General features: G+C 66.5%; 20 protein-coding genes. 8 read left to right on the top strand and 12 right to left on the bottom strand.

Going from position 1 to position 20,925, the window contains the following annotated elements; genetic code table 11:
• Nucleotides 1-475: 475 nt before the first annotated feature.
• Entirely contained in the window at nt 476-808 is a 333-nt protein-coding gene (locus tag P9K36_RS19365; RefSeq protein ID WP_124262975.1) for a hypothetical protein, read from the top strand.
• Nucleotides 809-1,578: 770 nt separating this feature from the next.
• Here P9K36_RS19365 and P9K36_RS19360 read toward each other — a convergent pair.
• A complete protein-coding gene (locus P9K36_RS19360; RefSeq protein ID WP_278305789.1) occupies nt 1,579-1,812 on the bottom strand; it encodes a hypothetical protein in 234 nt (77 codons plus the stop codon).
• A 264-nt stretch (nt 1,813-2,076) separates the two neighbouring features.
• On the bottom strand, nt 2,077-2,442 hold the full coding sequence (locus P9K36_RS19355) for a hypothetical protein (RefSeq protein ID WP_043350348.1): 366 nt from the start codon (nt 2,440-2,442) through the stop codon (nt 2,077-2,079).
• Nucleotides 2,443-2,886: 444 nt separating this feature from the next.
• Between P9K36_RS19355 and P9K36_RS19350 the strand changes: the two genes are divergently transcribed.
• From P9K36_RS19350 to P9K36_RS19335, 4 genes are all read left to right on the top strand, one after another.
• Nucleotides 2,887-4,206, top strand: coding sequence for a cation:proton antiporter (locus P9K36_RS19350; RefSeq protein WP_278305788.1), 1,320 nt, complete (start codon nt 2,887-2,889; stop codon nt 4,204-4,206).
• Nucleotides 4,207-4,315: 109 nt separating this feature from the next.
• Nucleotides 4,316-4,495, top strand: a complete 180-nt coding sequence (locus P9K36_RS19345; RefSeq protein WP_043758682.1) for a hypothetical protein — start codon at nt 4,316-4,318, stop codon at nt 4,493-4,495.
• A gap of 3 nt (nt 4,496-4,498) precedes the next feature.
• Nucleotides 4,499-5,716: an acetate/propionate family kinase gene (locus tag P9K36_RS19340; RefSeq protein ID WP_278305787.1), complete on the top strand. Its 1,218-nt coding sequence runs from the start codon at nt 4,499-4,501 to the stop codon at nt 5,714-5,716.
• Nucleotides 5,717-5,732: 16 nt separating this feature from the next.
• Nucleotides 5,733-6,236 (top strand): hypothetical protein, encoded by a 504-nt coding sequence (locus P9K36_RS19335; protein WP_075380660.1) that lies wholly within the window; start codon nt 5,733-5,735, stop codon nt 6,234-6,236.
• 334 nt (nt 6,237-6,570) lie between these two features.
• On the opposite strand, the gene ppk2 is transcribed toward P9K36_RS19335, so the two are convergent.
• The 4 genes from ppk2 to P9K36_RS19315 all read right to left on the bottom strand — a co-directional run bounded on the left by ppk2 (nt 6,571) and on the right by P9K36_RS19315 (nt 12,593).
• Entirely contained in the window at nt 6,571-7,413 is an 843-nt protein-coding gene (gene ppk2, locus P9K36_RS19330; protein ID WP_278305786.1) for a polyphosphate kinase 2, read from the bottom strand.
• A gap of 43 nt (nt 7,414-7,456) precedes the next feature.
• Nucleotides 7,457-10,639, bottom strand: a complete 3,183-nt coding sequence (locus P9K36_RS19325) for a multidrug efflux RND transporter permease subunit (RefSeq protein ID WP_278305785.1) — start codon at nt 10,637-10,639, stop codon at nt 7,457-7,459.
• Between the two features lie 4 nt (nt 10,640-10,643).
• Nucleotides 10,644-11,762 (bottom strand): efflux RND transporter periplasmic adaptor subunit, encoded by a 1,119-nt coding sequence (locus tag P9K36_RS19320; protein WP_043385813.1) that lies wholly within the window; start codon nt 11,760-11,762, stop codon nt 10,644-10,646.
• Between the two features lie 216 nt (nt 11,763-11,978).
• Complete coding sequence (locus P9K36_RS19315; RefSeq protein WP_347568042.1) at nt 11,979-12,593, bottom strand: hypothetical protein; 615 nt, start codon at nt 12,591-12,593, stop codon at nt 11,979-11,981.
• Nucleotides 12,594-13,204: 611 nt separating this feature from the next.
• Between P9K36_RS19315 and P9K36_RS19310 the strand changes: the two genes are divergently transcribed.
• A complete protein-coding gene (locus tag P9K36_RS19310; RefSeq protein WP_274926927.1) occupies nt 13,205-13,594 on the top strand; it encodes a hypothetical protein in 390 nt (129 codons plus the stop codon).
• Between the two features lie 339 nt (nt 13,595-13,933).
• On the opposite strand, the gene P9K36_RS19305 is transcribed toward P9K36_RS19310, so the two are convergent.
• Nucleotides 13,934-14,209, bottom strand: a complete 276-nt coding sequence (locus tag P9K36_RS19305) for a hypothetical protein (protein ID WP_179696978.1) — start codon at nt 14,207-14,209, stop codon at nt 13,934-13,936.
• A gap of 312 nt (nt 14,210-14,521) precedes the next feature.
• Nucleotides 14,522-15,196, bottom strand: a complete 675-nt coding sequence (locus P9K36_RS19300) for a Crp/Fnr family transcriptional regulator (protein ID WP_043350376.1) — start codon at nt 15,194-15,196, stop codon at nt 14,522-14,524.
• Nucleotides 15,197-15,381: 185 nt separating this feature from the next.
• Here P9K36_RS19300 and P9K36_RS19295 point away from each other — a divergent pair, with 185 nt between their 5' ends.
• On the top strand, nt 15,382-16,182 hold the full coding sequence (locus P9K36_RS19295; RefSeq protein ID WP_278305784.1) for a pentapeptide repeat-containing protein: 801 nt from the start codon (nt 15,382-15,384) through the stop codon (nt 16,180-16,182).
• An 88-nt stretch (nt 16,183-16,270) separates the two neighbouring features.
• Here P9K36_RS19295 and P9K36_RS19290 read toward each other — a convergent pair whose 3' ends face one another.
• Together P9K36_RS19290 and P9K36_RS19285 are read right to left on the bottom strand one after the other, a co-directional pair.
• Nucleotides 16,271-17,155: an MBL fold metallo-hydrolase gene (locus P9K36_RS19290; protein WP_278305783.1), complete on the bottom strand. Its 885-nt coding sequence runs from the start codon at nt 17,153-17,155 to the stop codon at nt 16,271-16,273.
• 140 nt (nt 17,156-17,295) lie between these two features.
• On the bottom strand, nt 17,296-18,081 hold the full coding sequence (locus P9K36_RS19285) for a sulfite exporter TauE/SafE family protein (protein ID WP_278307308.1): 786 nt from the start codon (nt 18,079-18,081) through the stop codon (nt 17,296-17,298).
• A 215-nt stretch (nt 18,082-18,296) separates the two neighbouring features.
• Between P9K36_RS19285 and P9K36_RS19280 the strand changes: the two genes are divergently transcribed.
• On the top strand, nt 18,297-19,979 hold the full coding sequence (locus P9K36_RS19280) for a bifunctional protein tyrosine phosphatase family protein/NAD(P)/FAD-dependent oxidoreductase (RefSeq protein ID WP_278307307.1): 1,683 nt from the start codon (nt 18,297-18,299) through the stop codon (nt 19,977-19,979).
• A 42-nt stretch (nt 19,980-20,021) separates the two neighbouring features.
• On the opposite strand, the gene P9K36_RS19275 is transcribed toward P9K36_RS19280, so the two are convergent.
• Together P9K36_RS19275 and P9K36_RS19270 are read right to left on the bottom strand one after the other, a co-directional pair.
• Nucleotides 20,022-20,468: a YeeE/YedE family protein gene (locus tag P9K36_RS19275; RefSeq protein ID WP_278305782.1), complete on the bottom strand. Its 447-nt coding sequence runs from the start codon at nt 20,466-20,468 to the stop codon at nt 20,022-20,024.
• Nucleotides 20,465-20,884, bottom strand: a complete 420-nt coding sequence (locus P9K36_RS19270) for a YeeE/YedE thiosulfate transporter family protein (RefSeq protein WP_278305781.1) — start codon at nt 20,882-20,884, stop codon at nt 20,465-20,467. The genes P9K36_RS19275 and P9K36_RS19270 overlap by 4 nt, the downstream gene beginning before the upstream one ends.
• Nucleotides 20,885-20,925: the final 41 nt, after the last annotated feature.

Raw genomic sequence — 20,925 nt, 5'->3', positions numbered from 1 at the left:
GCTCAGGCCAGCTTCTCGCACGAGACCCGTCTTCTTCCGCCGCGAGGAGAAACCTTGATCATGGCGCCGAGCCGACACAGGCCCCCTCCGGAGTATCTGCCCGCACCCAGCCATTCCGCCGCGGCAGCGCAATGCGACGTGTCGATCCAGCGCAGCCCAGGGTGAGGCCGGGGCGGGGAAGCGCGCGGGGTGCACGGGCACGGCGCATGTGCGCCTCATCCCGCAGGCGCAGTTGCAGAGATCGCGGCGCTTCGCGCCGAAGACCTGCACGTCGATCGTCTAACAGAAGACTCTCCTGATACGGGGAGAGCGGCCCGGCTTCGAACGGCTCTCGGCCGGTTCGTTCGAACCGTCGATGGCACGCGTGCAGACGGGTTCGGGATATGCAATCGATGCAGTCTCGACGAATAAAATTCGGTGCCGATCAGCACGAGAGTATTTGGATCGGTTGCAGATATAATAATCGGAGGGGTCCGTGACAGGCAAAATTGCATCACCTTCAGCCGATATCGATCAGGCCGTCGTGCAGTCCAAAGCCGCCCGCGTCGGTGCCGACGTCTTAGCCCTGTATCGCCAGCTTGCCGCGACGCTTCGACAGAAAGGCCGGTCCGAGGCAGCCGCCATGGCCCACCTCTCTGATCCCACCGCGCGTGCGGCGCACCGGTGCGCCTTTCAGCTCTACGGTACCGCAGCCTCCGAACTCGACGATGTCATCGCGGATCTCCTCGCCAGCCTCGAACGGCCGTTCACGGAGGTCTCGACGGGTCCGATCCTGACCGTTGTGGTTGGTGACGGGACGGGCCCGTAGATCGTGATCGCAGTAGCGTAGAAAGCAGGCCGCTGGCAGAGGCTGCGGTTTGGACGCGCGTCAGGTCGGCCAGGGCCTGGGCAGACGCCGCGGACAGGCCGGTCTCAAGCCGTGGGCGCAGAATGGTCTGGGTCTCGATGCTCGGCTCTGCGATCTGCAGGCGCGTTGCACTGGACAGGACATCTTGCAGACGGTGTGGTGTCTCGAGATTTTCAGCGGAAAAGTTCTACCCCCGGTGGGATCTGTTCTTGGGTTATCGGAACTCGTCGGTGCGCTATCGATCGGGCCTGCATTCAGGGGTGCTGCGTCTGAAGCAAACGCCATCCCTGCGCAGGGCCACGCCGCCTGATCGCGACCCGTCGCGCGCTGGTTGCGGGCGTGTGGGCGATCACGGTGCGACCGACTTCAATGCGAAGGCGGGCGCGGGAAAGCCGGCTCGTGCCGGGGCCCTGAAGGCTTTGAAGACGGGACATGATCGGGCCTGTTGCCGCCAAGGCGTGCGCGACGCTCAAGCGCAACCCCGAGGGGCAGGCTCTCGATACAGGGCCGACGGGGCCGTCTCGATCACCCCCCGATAGCGGTGCGTCATCTCGAATGGTGCCGAACGGCGTTGTGTCCGTGCTTGGCGATCGGGCTCAGCCGCTTGGGTGTGATGGCCGCTTCATTGCGCCGGTCCTATGCGCGCCCGGCATCTGACGACGTTCGATGTGCCGCAAAGTCCTGGTCGGCACAGATCATCGCCCTGGGGCGGTGCCCATCCTCCGCAGGGCTCAGGCGCAGACGTCGTGGAAAAGATAGAAGCCGAGGCGGCTATTCGCCTCCTGGGCCGCCTTGGACTGGAAACTGACCGGCCCATCCGTCTTGCTGCGGACCGTGTAGCCGAATGCCCAACTCTCCGCGTCGAGGAAACTCGGCACCGGACGGTCCTCGCGCACGGCGCAGCACAGGCCAAGCTTATGCTTGCGGCAAAACACGTTGTAGGCGTCGCGCAGTTGCTCTCGCATCGGCAGGGCCCTCCCTCAGGATTGCCCTTTTGGCGGAACACCGGCGTCCCAGTCTTTGATCTAGCGCAACGATCGACCTTTCGCCTCCCGGGCCGCCGGGAGGATCCGCCGGATCCGCGTGCTTCGGCTCATGGGCCTCCCATACGGGCTACGCTTCCCTGTCGTCCGAAGTCGCGCCCTGCTTTCGCCGGACAGAAGATCGATTGCACGCGCTCGGTCGAGCGGGCCGCGCCGATGGGCATCGAGAACCGATCCATCCCCGTCTCACAACGGTGGAATGGCCCGAATGGTGTCTCGCGTACCCTGCATGGTCAGCACAGGGCCGACTTGGCTGAGAGTGGACACAGGAATGCCGATCTCTCCGCCTCCCAACAAGCGCCGGCGGGCGACGATCGCCAGGAGCGTGGTTCCGTCCTGCCCGACCCTGACTTCGCGGACGCGCCCGACGCGCACACCCTGATCGGCATAGAGATGCCGCCCGCGCAGCGTAGGCATCAGAGACGCGGCGTTTTCCTGGATCACGGAATTTCCGCGGTCCATGAGCGGCGAGCGAAGCTCCTGGGCGCTTGCCGTGCGCGCAAGCGCGATCAGAGCCAGCAGGCATATCCGGCCGGTATGATGTCGCGACATCTGACGCGCCTTCCTGGCTACGGGCAGACAGCGTTCCGACGCAGGCCCGGTGAGGCATCCGGATCGATCCGGGCTGCCCTCCCGCCATCTCGGCGGGGTCTGACCTCAGAGTGTCCGTCCTCCCGCCGTCGAAAACGCGGTCGATCCGAATTTTTCCGCACCGCGCTTGAAGCGGCACATTGCCAAATGAAAGGATTCAAGCGGAGCCGGAATATCGATCGCGACTGGCTTATGAGGCTGATGAAAGAAACTTATTATCGTGTTTCACGCGAAATTTTTTAAGTCCAGTTCCTGCGCTGTCATTTTCAAATTGCGAAACAATTTTTCTCGCGCCTTGACCTAGATCAAATCATGTCCTCAATAAATACGCTTTCCGGAATGTCAAAACCGTAATCCGACAACGGTCACCGCCGCAAGACAACGGCGGCTCCATCGGTTTTGTTGATGTACCAGACCATCGCGATCCTGTTCGCATTCGTCTTCGCCTACAGCCTCGTGGCGGTCCCGCTGGAGCGCAGTCCACTGGCCGGCGCCGTGATTTTCGCCGCCTTCGGTTTCGCTGCGGGGCCGGCCGGGTTGAGCATCATCACGGTGAACGCCGAGGCCCATCTTCTTCAACGGTTGGCCGAGTTCACGCTGGCCCTCGTGCTGTTCACGGATGCCGCCAAAGCCGACCTCGGCGTGCTGCGACGCTCATACGCGATCCCCGGCCGTCTCCTGCTCATCGGATTGCCGCTCACAATCCTGTTCGGTTTCCTGGTCGGTATCATTCTGTTCCCGGAATTGGGCTTCCTCGAATGCGCCCTTCTCGCGACGATCCTGGCGCCGACGGATGCGGCCCTCGGAAAGGCAGTGGTCACGAATCCGGACCTCCCGGGCCCGGTGCGCGAAGGGCTGAATGTGGAGAGCGGCCTGAATGACGGCATCTGCGTCCCGGTCCTTCTGATCTTCCTGACGCTCGCCGCGGGATCCGATCCGGGGCGGCCCCCGCTGGATCTTACGGTCCACCATTTCGGCACGGAGATCGGTGTCGGCCTCGTCGTAGGCGGCGGGTTGGCCGTTCTGGGCGTCGGGGCCCTGCGCTATGCCGGCAATCGCGGCTGGATCGGCTCGGCTTGGCGGCAACTCCCCGCGGTGGCGCTCGCGCTTACGGCGTTCGCGGCCGCGCAGGCTCTGGGCGGCAGCGGCTTCATTGCATCCTTCGTCGGCGGCCTCGTCGCCGGTGGCATGGCGCGGCACCGCGTGGTCAAGCACGAGCTGCTCTGCGCGGCCGAGGGGGCCGGCGACGTCCTGGCCCTGTCGACCTGGGTGCTCTTCGGGGCCGTCGTGATCGCGCAGGTCCCGCAGCGGCTGACCTGGGCGGTCATCGTCTACGCGGTCTTGAGCCTCACCGTGATCCGCATGCTTCCGGTCTGGCTGGCTCTGACGGGCACGGGCCTGAAGACGGACGGCAAGCTGTTCATCGGCTGGTTCGGTCCGAGAGGGCTCGCCAGCGTGGTCTTCGCCGTCATCGTGCTCGCGGCCGATCTTCCGGGACGTCAGGCCCTGACGACGACGGTCGCGGCCACCATCATCCTCAGCATCCTCGCGCACGGCTTGACCGCGAACGCGCTCTCCGCAGCCTTCGCGCGCCGCGCCACCGCCGCCGATCCGGCGCAAGCCGGCAAGGCTCCTTCGGCCGGTCCTGAGACGGCCCCTGAACGGAGCGTTGCGCGCCGACAGGGGCCACATGCTGTCTCGGCCGATCAAGCGGGCGACCGCTGACGCCATACACTGCGGTGCGCTTCGGAGAGCGAGCGCGCCTGATCCTTGATCTCGCTCAAGGGGGCGCTGGCGAAGCGGCGTACTGTCTCTCCCGCCAGGAGAATTCACGATGCCGACTTTGGCTCCCGCACGGCCATCGTCTGACACGCGCCGCCACGAGAAGGACGATCGGCTGATCGCGGCCGCGCAGGCGCTGCCGGAGCTTCGGGTGGCGGTCGCCCATCCCTGCGCCGTGGCCTCCCTGTTCGTCGCCGGGCAGCGGGCGGCGCGTCTGATGCCCGAGGTCTAGCCGATGACCCCGGTCCTGCTCGTGCTGAACGCGGGCTCGTCGAGCCTCAAGTTCCAAGTCTTCATCCTCGGCGATGGCGAAGAGCCGCAGCGTATCTTCCGGGGCCTGTTCGAGGGGCTCCGTGAAGCGCCCCATCTGCGGATCCGTGATCGGACCGGCACGACGGTGGCCGACGAGGACTTCGGCAGCGACGGGGCGTTCGGCCACGAGGACGCGCTCCTGCACGTGGCCGCCTGGATGCGCGCGCACAGTGGCGGCTTCGAGCTGGTCGCCGTCGGGCACCGGATCGTCCATGGCGGGATGACCTATTGCGAGCCCGTGCGCGTGACTGCGGAGGTCCTGGAGGCCCTGGAGCGCCTCGTGCCGCTGGCTCCCCTCCACCAGCCGCACAATCTCGAGCCGATCCGCATCTTCCGGCGGCGCTTCCCCGATCTGCCCCAGGTCGCCTGCTTCGACACGGCCTTCCATGCCGGTCAACCGGAGATCGCCCGGCTTTTCGCCCTGCCGCACGCGATGATGGAGGGTGGCGTGCGCCGCTACGGCTTCCACGGCCTGTCCTACGCCTACATCGCCTCCGTGCTGGCGGAGTATGATCCCGCCCTGGCGGCTGGACGCGTGGTCGTGGCCCATCTCGGCAACGGCGCCAGCCTGTGTGCGCTGAACCGCGGCGCCAGCGTCGCCACCACGATGGGCTTCTCCGCCCTCGACGGGCTGCCCATGGGGACGCGCTGCGGCAGCCTCGATGCCGGCATCGTGTTCTACATGCTCCGCGAGATGAAGCTCGGCCCGGACGAGGCGGAGCGCATGCTCTACACGCAGTCGGGCCTGCTCGGCGTGTCGGGGATCTCGAACGACATGCGCACGCTGCGCCGCGTCGCGGCGCGCGAGCCCGATGCCCGCCGAGCCATCGACCTGTTCGTCTACCGGATCGGTCGTGAACTCGGCTCCCTCGTCGCCGCACTGGGCGGCATCGACGCCCTCATCTTCACGGCCGGCATCGGCGAGAACGACGCCGCCACCCGTGCGGAGGTCCTGCGGGGTGCCGCCTGGGCGGGATTCGAACTTGACGACGCGGCCAACGCCTCCGGCGGCCCCCGCGTGACCCGAGGTCCCGGGCCGACCGCCTGGGTCATTCCGACGGACGAGGAACTGATGATCGCGCGCGCCACGCGCGCCGTGTTGTCTCGGCCCAGGAGCAGCCGGCCGCAGCCGGCGCTTTGAACAACGGGAGCTTGCCATGGACGCCGTGAGAACCAGGTCGCCGGCCGATCTCGAACTCGCCGACGAGACCTTCATGTCGGCCGCCGAACTCGGTGCCTACACGGCCAAGTTGAAGGCCGCCAAAGCCATGAAGGCGCTGAAGGCCGAGGACCAAGCGAGCCAGGCGCGGGCCGAGCTGATCAAGACTCTGTCCAAGACCATCGAGCTCACGCCCGAGAAGGTCCAGGAGATCACGCGGCCTCTCCTGCACAAGCTCCGGGTCGCGGCCGAGCAGGGCAAGAACGAGTTGCTGGTCATGCGTTTTCCGAACGCGATGTGCACCGACAGCGGGCGAGCCATCAACAATGCCGAGGCGGACTGGCCCGACACCCTGACCGGGCGGCCCCGGCAGGCATACGAGTTCTGGCGCGAGCGACTGCGCCCCCTCGGCTATGGCTTGTCGGCGATGATCGTCGACTGGCCCGACGGCATGCCGGGCGATGTTGGTTTCTTCCTGACCTGGGAAAAACTCCACGTGTGATTCAGGACGCCCCGGGATGGCGATCATGACCGAGCAGCGGACACAGACCGCCACCTCATCGGGTGAACGACCTGCGCTCCCGGATCTCTTCGCGTTGCTGAGCGCTGGCCGAGGTCACGGCGAAGCGGGTGACGATCCTGGCCGCGCGGGTTCTCTCCGTCGAGGAGCTGAACGGCGATTAGATCGACGCGGAGATCCTACAGCTCCAGACGCAGCGGGATGCGACGCGTGACGAGGCGATGCGGGCCCGTTTCGATGTCTCGATCGCCCGGCTCGAAGAGTTCAAGGCCGGGCCCGGCTTTGAAGGGTCGATGTCCGGGCGCGCGGCCTTACCTCAGTGCAGTTCCGGAACGAAATGCCCCTTGGTGAGAGTGTCGTCGTAGGCCTTGTCCTTGAGGCGCTTCGGCAAGATCACGGCCTCGCGCTTGACTTCCTCGTAGGGGATCAGGCTCAGCAGATGGGCGATGCAGTTGAGACGGGCGCGCCGCTTCTCATCTGAGCGGACGATATGCCAGGGCGCCTCATCGATATCGGTCGCCGCCAACATCTCGTCCCGGGCGATCGAGTAGTCGTACCAGCGACTGTAGGACTCGAGGTCCATGGGACTGAGCTTCCACTGCCGGAGAGGGTCATCGATCCGGGCCAGGAAGCGGCGCTTCTGCTCCTTCCGGCCGACTTCGAGCCAGAACTTGATCAGCTGCGTTCCGCCGCCCACGATGAAGCGCTCGATCCGCGGGCACAGATCGAGGAAGCGGCGATATTCAGCGTCGCTGCAGAACCCCATGACGCGCTCGACGCCCGCGCGGTTGTACCAGCTCCGGTCGAAGATCACGATCTCGCCGGCCGCCGGGAAGTGCTCGATGTAGCGCTGAATGAACATCTGGGTCTTCTGCCGGTCGGAGGGGGCCGGCAGCGCGGCCACGCGAAACACCCGCGGGCTCACCCGCTCGGTGAGCGCCTTGATCGTGCCGCCCTTGCCGGCAGCGTCACGTCCCTCGAAGACCACGACGATGCGCGCGCCGGATTTCCGGACCCAGTCCTGCAGATGGCAGAGCTGCACCTGCAGCGCGCGGAGTTCCCGCTCGTACGCCTTGCGCTTGAGCTTGGGCTGCGCCAGCCCCGCGTCGGTGGCTTCGTCGTCGGTCTCGGGCTCCTGTGCCCGCGTCGCATCGTCCATCACCGCCCAGCCTCCTCATCCTGCCCGGCTCGACCGCGCACGGTCACTCGGCCGGCATGTGCTCCTGCGTTCCGGCCGGCTCCGCCGCCGCGTCGTGCCGCGTCCCGTTCCCGCCCAGAAGGCCCCAGGCCCGCTCACGCAGGCTCTGGAACAGCACGTAGAGGGGCGGGATCACGAAGATCCCGATGAAGGACGCGGCGATCATTCCGCCGAACACGGGCGTCCCCACGTTGCGCCGCGCGAGTTGCGAGGCGCCGGCGGCGATGACCAGCGGAAACAGGCCGAGGATGAAGGCGAAGGAGGTCATCATCACGGGCCGGAAACGCAGGCGCGCGCCCTCGGTCGCCGCCTCGTGGAGCGGCACGCCCCGATCGCGCTGCTCCTTGGCGAACTCGACGATCAGGATGCCGTTCTTGGCTGCGAGACCGATCAGCACCACCATGCCGATCTGCGCGTAGAGGTCGAGGGTGAGCCCGCCCCACACCATCGCCGCGTAGGCGCCCAGGATCCCGACGGTGACCGACAGCAGCACCGGGACGGGGATCGTCCAGCTCTCGTAGAGGCCGACCAGGAACAGGAATGCGAACAGGACGGCGAAGCCGAGGATGATCGCGGTCTTGCCCTCGGCCCGCTTCTCCTGGAACGCCGTGTCGGTCCACTCGCCCGCGAACCCCGCCGGCAAGGTGCGGCCCGCGACCGCCTCCATGGCGGCGAGCGCCTGGCCCGACGAGATGCCCGGCGCCGGAGAGCCCTGCACGGTGACCGCCCGCAGGTTGTTGTAGCGGATCAGCGCCGGCGGCCCGACCACGATCCGCGCTTCCGCGAGGGAGCGCAGCGGCACCATCTCGCCGTCCTTGTTGCGCACGTTGATGCGGTAGATGTCGTCGATCCGCGTGCGATCGGCGGCCTCGGCCTGGACCTGCACCTGCCACGTGCGGCCGAACAGGTTGATGTCGTTGACGTAATAGCCGCCCAGCGAGGCCTGCAGCGCCTGGAACACGTTCTCCAGCGGCACCCCGAGGATCTGGACCTTGTTGCGGTCGATGTCGAGAAACACCGAGGGGTTCGTGGCCGAGAACGTGCTGAAGACGCGGTTGAGCTTCGGCTCGTCATTCGCCGCCACGATCAGCCCGCGCACGACCTGGGCGAGGTCCTTCGGATCGCCGCCGCGCAGGTCCTCCAGGACGTAGGCGAAGCCGCCGCCGGTGCCGAGGCCGATGACGGGAGGCGGCGCCAGGGGCACCACGGTCCCGCCCGGGATGTCCCGGAAGTGACGGCCGAGCCGGGCGATCACGGCCGCCGCCCCGTCCGCAGCGCCGGTGCGTTCCTCGAACGGCTTGAGGGTCACGACCAGGAAGGCCGCGTTGCCCTGCGAATAGTTGTCGATGAAGTTGAGGCCGATCACCGATGTCGTGTCGGCGACCACGTGCTCCTGCCGCAGGATCGCCTCGGCATGCGCCACCACCTCGGCGGTGCGTCCCACCGCGGCGCCCTCGGGCAGCTGCACCACGACGAAGAAGGCGCCCTGATCGTCCTCGGGCAGAAAGCCGGTGGGGGTCATCTTGGCCAGCTGCAGCGCGCCGTAGGCGGCCGCGCCGGCGAGTACGAGCCCGATCACCGAGAAGCGCACGATCCGCGCCACCACGGCACCGTAGCCGTCGCGCACCCGGTCGATCGCCCGCATGACGACGCCCATGATCCCGCGGCGGGGACCCTGATGCGGCCGCAGAAGCACGCCGCACAAAGCCGGCGACAGGGTCAGCGCGTTGACGGCCGAGATCAGCATCGCGACCGCGACGGCGACCGCGAATTGTCGGAAGAGCTCGCCGGAGATGCCGGGGACGAAGGCGACCGGCACGAAGACCGAGAGCAGCACCAGGGTGATGGCGATGATCGGCGCCGTGATCTCGGCCATCGCCCGCTTGGTGGCCTCCCGCGGGGAGAGATCGGGATGCTCCTCCATCACGCGCTCGACGTTCTCGACGACCACGATGGCGTCGTCGACGACGATGCCGATGGCCAGCACCAGGGCGAGGAGCGAGACGGAGTTCGTCGAGTAGCCCACCGCCTTCAGGGCGATGAAGGTCCCGATCAGGCTCACCGGCACGGCGAGCGTCGGGATGAGCGTCGCGCGCAGGCTGCCGAGGAACAGGAACACCACCACGACGACGAGCACGAAGGCTTCGATCAGGGTCTTGCGGACCTCGCGTACCGTCTCGGTGATGAAGGTGGTCGGGTCGTAGGTGACCTTCCAGGCGAGCCCCTCGGGGAAGGACTTGGCCAACGCGCCGACCCGGGCCTGGACTTCCTTCAGGGTCGCGAGGGCGTTCGCGCCGGGGGACTGGTAGATCGCCACCACCGTGGCGGGGCTCCCGTTCAGCCGTGTCTCGCGGTCGAGATTGGCGGCGCCGAGCTCGATGCGGGCGACGTCCCCGAGCCGCAGCACGGACCCGTCCGGATTCGTGCGCAGGATGACGTTGCGGAACTGCTCCGCGGAGTTCAGGCGCCCCTGCGTCTGGATGCTGAGCTGGAGCTGCTGCTCGTCCGAAATCGGGCGTGCGCCGATCCGGCCCACGGGAGCCTGCACGTTCTGCGTGCGGATCGCTGCGATCACATCGCCCGTGGTCAGGTTGAGACCGGTGAGCTGGTCGGTCCGCACCCAGGCCCGCATCGCGTAATCCTGCGGCCCCCACAGGGTCGCGTCGCCGACGCCGGGCGTGCTCTTGATGCGGTCGAGCAGGTTGATCGTCACGTAATTCGAGATGAAGAGTGGGTCCTGCATACCCTTGGGCGAGTAGACCGCCAGCACGCCCAGCAGCGCGGAAGATTTCTTCTTGACCGTGACGCCCTGCTTGCGGACGTCCTCGGGCAACTTGGCCAAGGCGATCTGAACCCGGTTGTTGACGTTGACGGCGTTGATGTCCGGATCGGTGCCGAGTTCGAAGGACCCGGTGAGCGTGTAGCTGCCGTCGTTGCCGCTGACGCTCTTCATGTAGATCATCTTGTCGACGCCCACGACCTGAGACTCGATGGGCTGTGCGACGGTCGATTCCACCACCTCGGCGGAGGCGCCGGGATAGGTCGTCGTCACCGAGACCTGGGGCGGCACGATGTCGGGGTACTGGGCCACCGGGATGGTGAACAGAGCCAGCGCTCCGGCGATCGACGTGACGATCGCGATCACCACCGAGAGGCGCGGCCGGTCGACGAAGATCGCCGAGACCATGGCGTCAGATCCTGCCGGCCGACTGGGCGATCGGGTTCGCCTGCACGGTGATTCCGGGCCGCACCCGCTGCAGGCCGTCGACGATGACGAGCTCCCCGGCCGACAGGCCCTCGTCGATGACGGCATCCGGGCCGGTACCGGCGGAACCGAGTTTGACGCGCCGGGTCACGGCCCGCCCGTCCTCGACGACGAAGACGTAGACCCCGCCCTGGTCGGCGATGAGCGCCGCTTGCGGGACGACGATCTTCTGCTCGGGCTCCCCAATCTGAAGGGCGACCTGGACCAGCTGCCCGTCGCGCAGCACGCCCGCCGGGTTCGGCATGACGGCGCGCACCAGGACCGTGTCGGTCGTGCGGTCGACGCTGATGTTGACGAAATCGACCCGTCCCACCTGACCGTATTCCGATCCGTCCTGAAATCGGATCCGGATGCCGACCTTGCTGCGGTCGGGGCTTTTCGCGCCCTGCTGGTAGCGCAGGAACTCGCGCTGGCTCACCGGGAAGGTGACGTAGATCGGGTCCTGGCTGACGATCGTGGTCAGCACGCCGCTGTCGGGCCCGACGACGTTGCCCTTCGTCACGCTCGTTCGGCCGATCTGGCCGGCGATGGGGGCGGTGATATCGGTGTAGCCGAGGTTGATGCGGGCGGTCTGGAGATTGGCCTCGTCGCCCGTCACGGCGCCCTTCGCCTGATCGAGGGCGGCCCGTGCTTGATCGCGGGCAACGACGGTCCCCGAATTCCGGTCGAGCAGCTCCTGTGCCCTCTGCAGTTGGATGGCGGCCAGAGCCTGCGCCGCCCTGCCGCGCTCCAGGGCGCCTTCGGCTTGCCTGACGGCGGCCACGAACAGATCGCGCTCGATCCGGTACAGAGGGGCCCCTGCCTTCACCGGATCGCCCTCCTTGAACAGGACCGCCTCGAGATAGCCGGTCACGCGGGCGCGCACCTCGACGCGCCCCACCGCCTCGACCCGGCCGACGAAGTCCAGCGCCCTGTCCAAGGCCTTGCGCTGCGCCGTCACCGTTCCGACCGCCAGCGCGGCAGGGGGCTCTCCCTCGCCACGCGCCGAGGGGCCGGGACCGGTGATCAGCAGGGCAACCAGCACGAGAAGGGGGACGCGGACCATCGCAAAGCCTTGCCGCACCGTCTCACGGCTGCGGGGTGGTATTCTGGCAGCTTTCCGCGGGATCGCTTGATCGAGCAGGACGCGTCCGAGCCGAAGCTGCGGCCTCCCCCAGCGCGTTTCGGTCCGTGACCGACGCTCCCGCATGAAACGCCCCGTGCCAGGGTGAGCGTGGTCGTGCGCGCTGGCCGCGTGACGGCTGCTGCGACATCCGGCGCTTTAGCCCCGTCCGGCCTTGTCCTGATCCGGCAGGTCCAGGTGACTCCCGTCGCGAAACAAGAGCGCCTGCAACCGCCCAGGGCCGAGCACGCGGCTAAGCTCTCGAAACGTGAAATACGGGATCAGGGCGACGGTCATGATCAGGACGACGGACGCCCAGCCGAGGACGCCCCCGCCGCCGATCATCGGCACGCTATCGACCAGCGTCTTTCCCCGCCAGAGCCCGATTGCCATATCCTCAAGCGCGTAGAAACAGACCATCAGCAACGCGAAGAGGCCGGACCGGGTCAGGATCGGATAGAGCAGTGGACCGCTCCGAACGGCTGTCCGGGTGTCGAAATGCTCGGCAATCAGCATGATCTTCGCCAAGATCCACGCATTGAGGAAGGCCAGCCCATAAAATCTATAGACGATGCCGTGACGCGACAGGACGGCATGCTCGTGCAGGATCAGAATGCCAAATATGACCCATAAATAAACAAATATACCGATAAAACTCTTTAGTTCTGCTAAAATTCTTGTTCCGATGCCTTTCATTCGATTGCGGCGGTTGGATTTCGGATGATTTGATCCGTCGGCATCGCCTTCCGAAATGCGAGGGTGTGAAGTGATCATGGTTCGATCCAGCGACCGAGCGTCAGGCTATTGTCGGCGCCTTCGGGCGATGTGTCGTCCTTTCAAGGTGTTTCACGGTGAAGCCCGTCCGATGGCTCGCGTCTCGATCTATGCCTGACGCGGAACGGACGCGCGGCTGGATGCGACACCCGCCGGACAATTTTCGACAGGGTTCCTGTCTGGCCGCTCCGCGGTATTGGCCAAGCTCCATGTTGAATTTGACGCAGTGCGAGCCTGTTCAGGATTGCAGACATTCGCGTGGGCGGCTTGATCGGGTGAGACGTCGTGAATTCGAGGGAGCACCCGATTCATGGCGTGTCTGCTTTCCGGCTCCGATCGCGATCGTATGCCGGCCGATGTGGTTCGACCGCGCCATCCCGGCGTTCGGCAGCGCCGCTCGGCAAGGCGTTGCCGGGGTCTGACGGGTGCGTTGAACCTGTCGGAACGGCGCCGCGGACCGGTCTTGCCCCCGCAACATCCGGGCGCTGCTGGAAGGGCGCCGACACCAAAACATCAATATTGTCCCAAATCATCAAGCATCAAATTCGGCTTGTCTCTATGTAAACATTCGTACTGATCGTGGCATTTGCTGCAAGGCTTCGGAGGGCGTCATGATTGCTCGTCGGTCACCTGCGCTGTCGGCCTTGTCCGGAGCCATGCTTGCGGCCGTAAGCTGCTTCGCCTGCTTTCCGGCATCTGCCCAACCGCTCATCGTCAGGGTCAATCCGCGTCTGGCCCAGCAAGGTGTCCTCATGTTCGGCAACGAACCCGGCACGATCCAAACGCTTTTCGAGACAGGGCCGCGGTATAGCGATCCGAGCGGTGTGCGCGTCGGCCGGGGCAGTCAAATTCCGGGATGGCTGGAACTCGGATCGTTCCAGAACGTCGCGATGCCCGGCCTGAACCCGGTCGGCTACTACGGCTATTACATCTCTCCCGATGATCGCGCGGTCATCGTCGACCTGGATTCGCGTCAGGTCGTACAGGTCCTCCGTCGGTGAATAGAGGGACATGCCGGGATCCGCGGCGCCTGGAACTTCCCTGACGGGTCAAGTCGGGCGGCGCGCCGTCGAAACTCCCGGGGATGGGGCCACCAAGCCATTTCCAGCGCGACGAGGGCGCGAGCCGGAACAGGGGCCCGACCGACGGGATCGTTCGGCCGCCCGACCTCGCCGGATGCCCGGTCTTCGAGACGGGAAGCCGCTCTCCGCCCTGGGCCAAGGGTGGCCGATAGCGATCCCGGATCGGCGCGCCGGTTCGATCGCATTGTGACGCCCGCCCATCGCGAGGCAAAGGTCAAGCTTCGTCCGGCGACCCGAATTCGGGTGTCTCTCACAGGATCAGTGCAAGCGCTGACTGTGACGATGATAGAGATTGAACAGCAGCAAACCACATATCGCCGCTGCATTCACGAAGAGGGCCCAGCCATAGCTGCTGATATGGGGCGCCACAGGATACTCGATCGCGCCGAGGCCCAGCAGCAGGCCGAAGCCTGCTATGGCTGAAAAAATACCAGCGAATACAATCATATCCGCCTCCAAAAGTATTTTTTCCTCACGCTTCACCGTTCGAAGCGATTTCATTAAACTATTATCAGGGCGGACGAGCATACTCAAGAGGTGTTTATCCGGTTCCACGAGGCGGCGCGCGCCCAGGGATTGCAGACATGCGAGCAGGGCCAAGCTGTCGCGACGCTTATGAAGTCTTCAATCCACCTTTTCTCGGTCCCGCCCGTCGCGATCGGGGCGCGTGCGACGTTCAACCTGCGCCAATGATCGCACTGGCCGATACGAGGCCCCGCCACGCGTTGGCGCGTGACGGTCACATCCCGTGCCGGGCCAGCGCGAGGAAGTCATCGGATGGGACTGGAAGCGGCCGGTCCGTCCCGCAGGGCCCGCCTGCCAGGCGGATCCGAATGGCCCGGCAGGTCACCGCCGGCCGGCCGCTGCCAAGCTGGTTCGGTCGACGATCTCGACGGCACCTCGCCGCAACGCGATCAGACCGGCCTCGGCCCATTGGGCCAGGATGCGGCTCACCACCTCACGTACGCTACCGATGTCGTCCGCGAGCTTCTGGTGGGTTACCGCGGCCACGCCCTGCGGACCGGCTTCGGACAGAAGCCGCTGGGCGAGCCGCTGTTTGAGCGGCGAGAACGCGACCTCGTCGATCAGCGTGAACAGGCCGGTCATCAGCCGCGTGTAGTCGCCGAGAACAAAGCTTCGGAAGGCTGCGCTTTCACCCATCAGGTGTTGGAAGGTGCCGACCGGAAGGGCTGCGAGTTCGGTTCTCTCCTCGGCCACGCTCTGGGCCGGGAAAGTACCGCCGGACAGGAGGCACTGCGTCGTCAGCGCACAGGTGCCGCCCGGCCCGACCTTGTAGATCAGAACCTCACGCCCGCTCTCCGACATGCGAAAGATACGCGTCCGTCCTTCGAGACACATCAGGTAGTGGGCGCACTCGCCATGGAGTTCGTAGGCCGTCGCGCCGGCCTCGAGCACCGGGAATTGCACGGTGCCCCGCGCGATCTGAAGATGCGCGGAACTGAGCGCCTGAATCGGAGGAAAGCGCGCGATCCAGCGCTCGAGCTTCTGCGCGTCCGTCATGGCTGGCGTCGTTCTCCGGCCGTGACGACGGGCTGATCGTCCGGCACGTGGTGCGTGTTTCTCCCGCCACGTCGGACTTGTGTGACCGGGGTCACCGACCGGGCGCGGCGGCTCGGGATAGCATTGCGGCACACTGAACACGATATGGACGCCAGCGTTGCGTGGCGTCTGCCGGGAGTGAACCGATGCGCCGTCTCGCCTTCAGCTTCATGATCGCTGCCCTTGCCGCCGGCCCTGCCGCGGCCGAACAGGATCTGCTGCTCGGAGCCGACATGGCCTCCCCCGCGATGACGAAGGCCGAGATGGGCCGCGCTGACATCGAGGCGATGATCAGGGCCTCGGACGGCAAGCCCCTCGACCTGCACGACAAGGCGTTGTCGGGCCTCGACCTGTCCGGGCTGAGCCTCCGGGGCGCCAACCTGCGGACGGCGCGCCTGAACGGCACCAATCTCCGCGGGGCAGATCTCAGCGGGGCGAACCTCGAACAGGCGTGGTTCCTGAAGGCCGATCTCTCCGGCGCGAAACTCGCCGACGCGAGGATGTTCGGCATCACCGCCCGGGATGCCAACCTGAGCGGCGCCGATCTCAGCCGATCCACGCCGATCGGCGACTTCAAAGGCGCCAATATGAGCGGTGCGATGCTGGTTGACCTCAAGGGCGGCGCCGACATCAGGAACCAGTCCATGGGACTGATGCGGGCGGTGTTCACTTCCGTGAACCTCTCGGGGGCGAACCTCAAAGGGGCCGACCTGGGGCGGTCGCGCCTGGAATATGCTGACCTCAAGGATGCCGACCTGACCGACGTGGTGCTGATGGGCTCGGACCTGTCCGGTGCGAACCTGACCGGTGCCACGGTCGCCGGCGCGGACTTCAAGAACGTCGATGTCAGCGGCGCCAAACTGCTCGACCTCAAGGGCGAGGCCAGCGCCAAAGGCTGGGCCCAACGCGTGAATGCCGACCGCGCCGTCACCCGGGTTTCTCCGTGAAGCTCCGATCGGCGGCCGCTCCGGCCGGCTCCGTGGATCGAGACATCGGAGGCCGTTGGCCGTCCGGGCTCACGAGCCCGACGCGAAGTTACAGACCGGCCTCGGCCCCGCCCTTCAGCTTGACCGGGATGGTCAGGTAGCGGACGCCGTTTGCCTCCGCCGGGGGGAACTTGCCGGCGCGGATGTTCACTTGGATCGACGGCAGCAGCAGGCGCGGCGCCGCAAGCGTGGCGTCGCGGGCGGTTCGCATCGCGGTGAACTCCGCCTCGGTCACACCCTCCTTCACGTGGACATTGCGTGCGCGCTGCTCGCCCACCGTGGTCTCCCAGGCGTACACGTCGCGCCCGGGCGCCTTGTAGTCGTGGCACAGATGCAAGACCGTCTCGGGTGGTAGCGCGAGGAGCTTGCGGATCGAGCGGTAGAGGGCGTGTACGTCGCCGCCGGGGAAATCCGCACGCGCGGTGCCGAAATCGGGCATGAACAGCGTGTCGCCGACGAAGACATGGTTGCCGATGCGATAGCAGATATCGGCCGGCGTGTGGCCGGGCGTGTAGAGCACCTCGACGGCGAGATTGCCGATGTGGAAGGTTTCCCCGTCGGCAAAGAGGCAATCGAAATCACTGCCATCGGTTTTCAGGTCCGTGGCATTGAAGACCGGACGGAAGATTTTCTGCACGTCCTTGATGTGCTCGCCGATGCCGATCCGCGCGCCGGTCTTCGCCTTCACAAAGGGCGAGCCGGACAGATGATCGGCATGGGCGTGGGTCTCCAGCGTCCAGACCACCGAGAAGCCCGCCTCCTCGGCCGCCTTCAGCATCGCCGTGACGGAGCGCGAGTCGACGCTGCCGCCATTGTGGTCGTAGTCGAGCACGGGATCGATGAAGGCGGCCTGTTTGGTCTCGGGATCGGCCACGATGTAGCTCACCGTATTGGTGGGCTCATCGAAGAAGGCGCGGATGACGGGTTCGGTCATGTGATCTCTCCTGTCGGTGTCGGGCGTCCCGGGATTGACGCGTGGCGGATCTGGCTGCGGCAGATGCGGATCTCAGCGGACGTGGCGGCCGGGCTGGCGCCCGCCAGCCCGGCCCCGCGCAAGTCGCGCGCCCGCAGCGCTCACGGAGCTGCGGCGAAGGCACTGCCATTGCGGTAGAGCATGAAGCCGGCGACGCCGAAGATCACGGTGGCAAAGACTGTATTCAGCGCGCCCTTGTAGCCGGCGAGTCGGTTGGCAAGGCGCATGCCGAGGACGCCGCCGGCAAGGCCACCGGCTATGAACTCGCCCGCGACCGCCCAATCGACCAGGCCCGACAGGGCGTAATTCAGCGCGGTCGCGAGGCCGAAGGCGCCGACCGCGAGCAGCGAGGTGCCGACCGCTGTGATGAGCGGCATGCCGGTCGCGAAGACGAGGCCCGGCACGATCAGAAACCCGCCTCCGATCCCAAAGTATCCCGATAGCATGCCGACCGCAAAGGCGACGGCCACCACTCTTCCGCTCGGTGTCGGGCCGCAGCCGACCGGCTCGGCCGAGCCCTCCTGTCGTGTCCGGCCCCGCAGCATGTGGATGCCGACGACCACCATCAGAAGCGCAAAGAGGAACAGCGGGCGCTGTCCGTCCACGGCCTTGCCCAGGGATGACCCGACGAGGGCGCCCAGGATGCCGACGAGGGCGAAGACAAGGGCGCAGCGCCAGCGCACGTTGCCGGCCCTGGTGTGCCCGATGAGCGTCAGGAACGCGTTGGCTGCGACCGCGAGCGCCCCTGTCCCGATGGCGAGGTGCGGTTGGGCAATGCCCACCACGTAAAGCAGCAGCGGCGTTGCCAGGATCGAGCCGCCGCCGCCGATCAGCCCGAGCGTAAATCCGACCCCTGCGCCGGAAAGAACAGCAGGAAGAGCACTTATCGGCAGTGTCTCTCCGATCTTCCGCTAAACCGACATCCGACGGGCGGCACGGCAGGACGCGCCCTGAGCCGTCGTTCATTTCACATAAGAATATATCAATAGGCCTGAGCCTGAGTCTCTCCGCGCATATGATGACCCGTTGCCGCTGCTGTCAATATGTGATCTTATCGATTCAGCCTAACATATAAGCATAATATAGAATGACGGATGCGACGATGGAACCAAAGCGCTTGACGCCGGATCTGTCGGTCTCGGGGCAGATCTTTCCTGGCGATCTCGTGCGTATCGCGCAGGCTGGCTTCCGGGCCGTAATCTGCAATCGCCCGGACGGAGAGGGCGTGGATCAGCCGAATTTCGCGGAGATCGAGGCGTCTGCTCACGCCGCGGGGCTCGAGGCCCACGATCTGCCGGTCGTGTCCGGCAAGGTCTCCGACGAGAACGCGGCGGCATTCGGCGTCGCGCGCGCGGCGCTGCCCAAGCCTCTCCTCGCCTATTGCCGCACGGGAATGCGTTCGGCGACGCTGTGGTCGTTCGACGAGGCGGCCCGCGGCCGTCCTCTGCCGGAGATCGTGTCAACGGCGAAGGCAGCCGGCTACGACCTGTCCGGCGTTGTCGGGCGCATCGCCGCGGGCGGCCGCATCCGGAAGGCATCGGCCGATCTGTTCCACAGCGTGGTCGTCATCGGCGGTGGGGCCGGCGGCATCGCCGTGGCGGCCAGTCTCAAGGCGCGCAAGCCCGATCTCGACATCGCGCTGATCGAGCCCGCCGATGTGCACTATTACCAGTCAGGCTGGACCATGGTCGGCGGCGGAATCTTTTCGCCCGCCGTCACAGCCAGGACCATGGCCTCGCTGATTCCCACAGGCGTATGCTGGATCAAGGACGCTGTGGCTGCCTTCGAGCCGGATCGGAACACCGTGATCCTGGAGGGGCACCAAACTGTGCGCTACGATCGACTCGTCGTCGCGCCCGGTCTGACGCTCGATTGGGCCGGTGTCGCGGGGTTGACCGAAACCCTCGGGCGGAACGGCGTCACCTCCAATTACCGCTACGATCTGGCGCCCTACACCTGGGAACTCGTACAGACCCTGCGCGCCGGCCGCGCCCTGTTCACGCAGCCGCCCATGCCGATCAAATGCGCCGGCGCCCCGCAGAAGGCGATGTATCTCTCGGCCGATCACTGGCTACGCCAGGGCCGGCTCAAAGATATCGACGTCGAATTCTACACGGTCAGTCCGGCGCTGTTCGGCGTCGAGGATTATGTCCCCGCATTGATGACTTATGTGAATCGTTACGATGTGCGCCTGAACTTTCGCCATACGCTGACGCGGATCGACGGCCCCGCCAAGCGCGCGTGGTTCTCCCGCCAGACCGAGATCGGCATCTGCGAGACGATCGAGACCGATTTCGACATGATCCACGTCGTGCCGCCGCAACAGGCGCCCGATTTCATTCGCGCGTCCCCGCTCGCCGACGCGGCCGGCTGGATCGCCGTTGATCCCGCGAGCCTGCGCCACGCGCGCTTTCCCGCGATCTACGCCTTGGGCGATGCGATCGGCGCTTCCAATGCCAAGACGGCCGCCGCCGCGCGCAAACAGGCCCCGGTCGTAGCCCACAATCTCCTCGTCGAGATGGGGCATCTGCGCGGGGCCGAAGTCGCCTACGACGGCTACGGGTCGTGCCCCCTGACGGTTGAGCGCGGAAAGATTCTGCTCGCGGAATTTGGATATGGCGGAACGCTGATGCCGAGCTTCCCCGCTTGGCTGATCGACGGCACGAAGCCGAGCCGCGTGGCGTGGCTGCTCAAGGAACGGATGCTGCCCCCGCTGTACTGGAAGGCTATGCTGAATGGCCGAGAGTGGATGGCGAAACCGCAGCGAGCCGAACGGACCGCCTGATCGGGGAGGCCGGTGCCCGCCTACGGGCTGGCGCCTCCGCCCTCAGCGGCTCACCGTGATCGGTCCCGTCGAGCGCGGGGCGGTGAACCGAAAGAGCAGCATCCCGGCGAGCATCGCCGCAACGAACAGCGCGACCTCCGGCAGGCCGAGTGTTAGACCGGCCAGGGCCGGGCCGGGGCAGAAGCCGGCGAGTCCCCAGCCGATCCCGAACAGGACGGCGCCCCCGAGCAGGCGGGCATCGACGCTCCGGTTCGCCGGTATCTCGAACCGGTCCGCGAGGGCAGGCCGGGGCATCCGGGCCTTGACCGCGTAGCCGAGGGCCGAGACGCCGACGGCCCCGGCCAGGACGAAGGCGAGGCTGGGATCCCAGGCCCCCGCGACATCGAGGAAGCCCAGCACGCGTGTGGGGTCCATCATGCCCGACAGGGCGAGCCCCGCTCCGAAGAGCAGGCCGCTCGCGAAGGCTGCGAGGAGGCGCGGGGTGTTCATCGGACCAGGCCGTGCCGAACGAGGAAGACGGTGATGATCGCGGCGGCCATGAACGTCGCGACTGCTGCGAGGGAACGCGGCGAGAGCCGCGCGAGGCCGCAAACCCCGTGGCCGCTGGTGCACCCCGACCCCAGACGCGTCCCGAACCCGACCAGAAGCCCGGCCCCGACAAGCATCGGCCAGGAGGCATCGATGCGGATTTGCGGCCAATGGCCCGCCGTCGCTCTGAACAGGGCAGGGCCGGCGAAGAGGCCCACCAGAAAGGCCACCCGCCAAGCCCAGTCCCGAGAGCCCGGGCCGAGCAATCCGCCGACGATGCCGCTGATCCCCGCGATACGGCCATTGGCGAGGAGCAGCAGGGCCGCCGAGGCGCCGATCAGGGCACCACCGGCGAGGGGGGCGAGAAAGGCATTCATGGCGCGTCTCCGATCTGGCCGAACATCGCGGCCTGCCCGAG

Origin of the sequence: Methylobacterium sp. 391_Methyba4 (assembly GCF_029691625.1) — a bacterium.
Lineage (GTDB): Bacteria > Pseudomonadota > Alphaproteobacteria > Rhizobiales > Beijerinckiaceae > Methylobacterium > Methylobacterium fujisawaense.
Note: the sequence above shows the minus strand (reverse complement) of the source record. Positions and strands in the feature narration are given on the sequence as shown.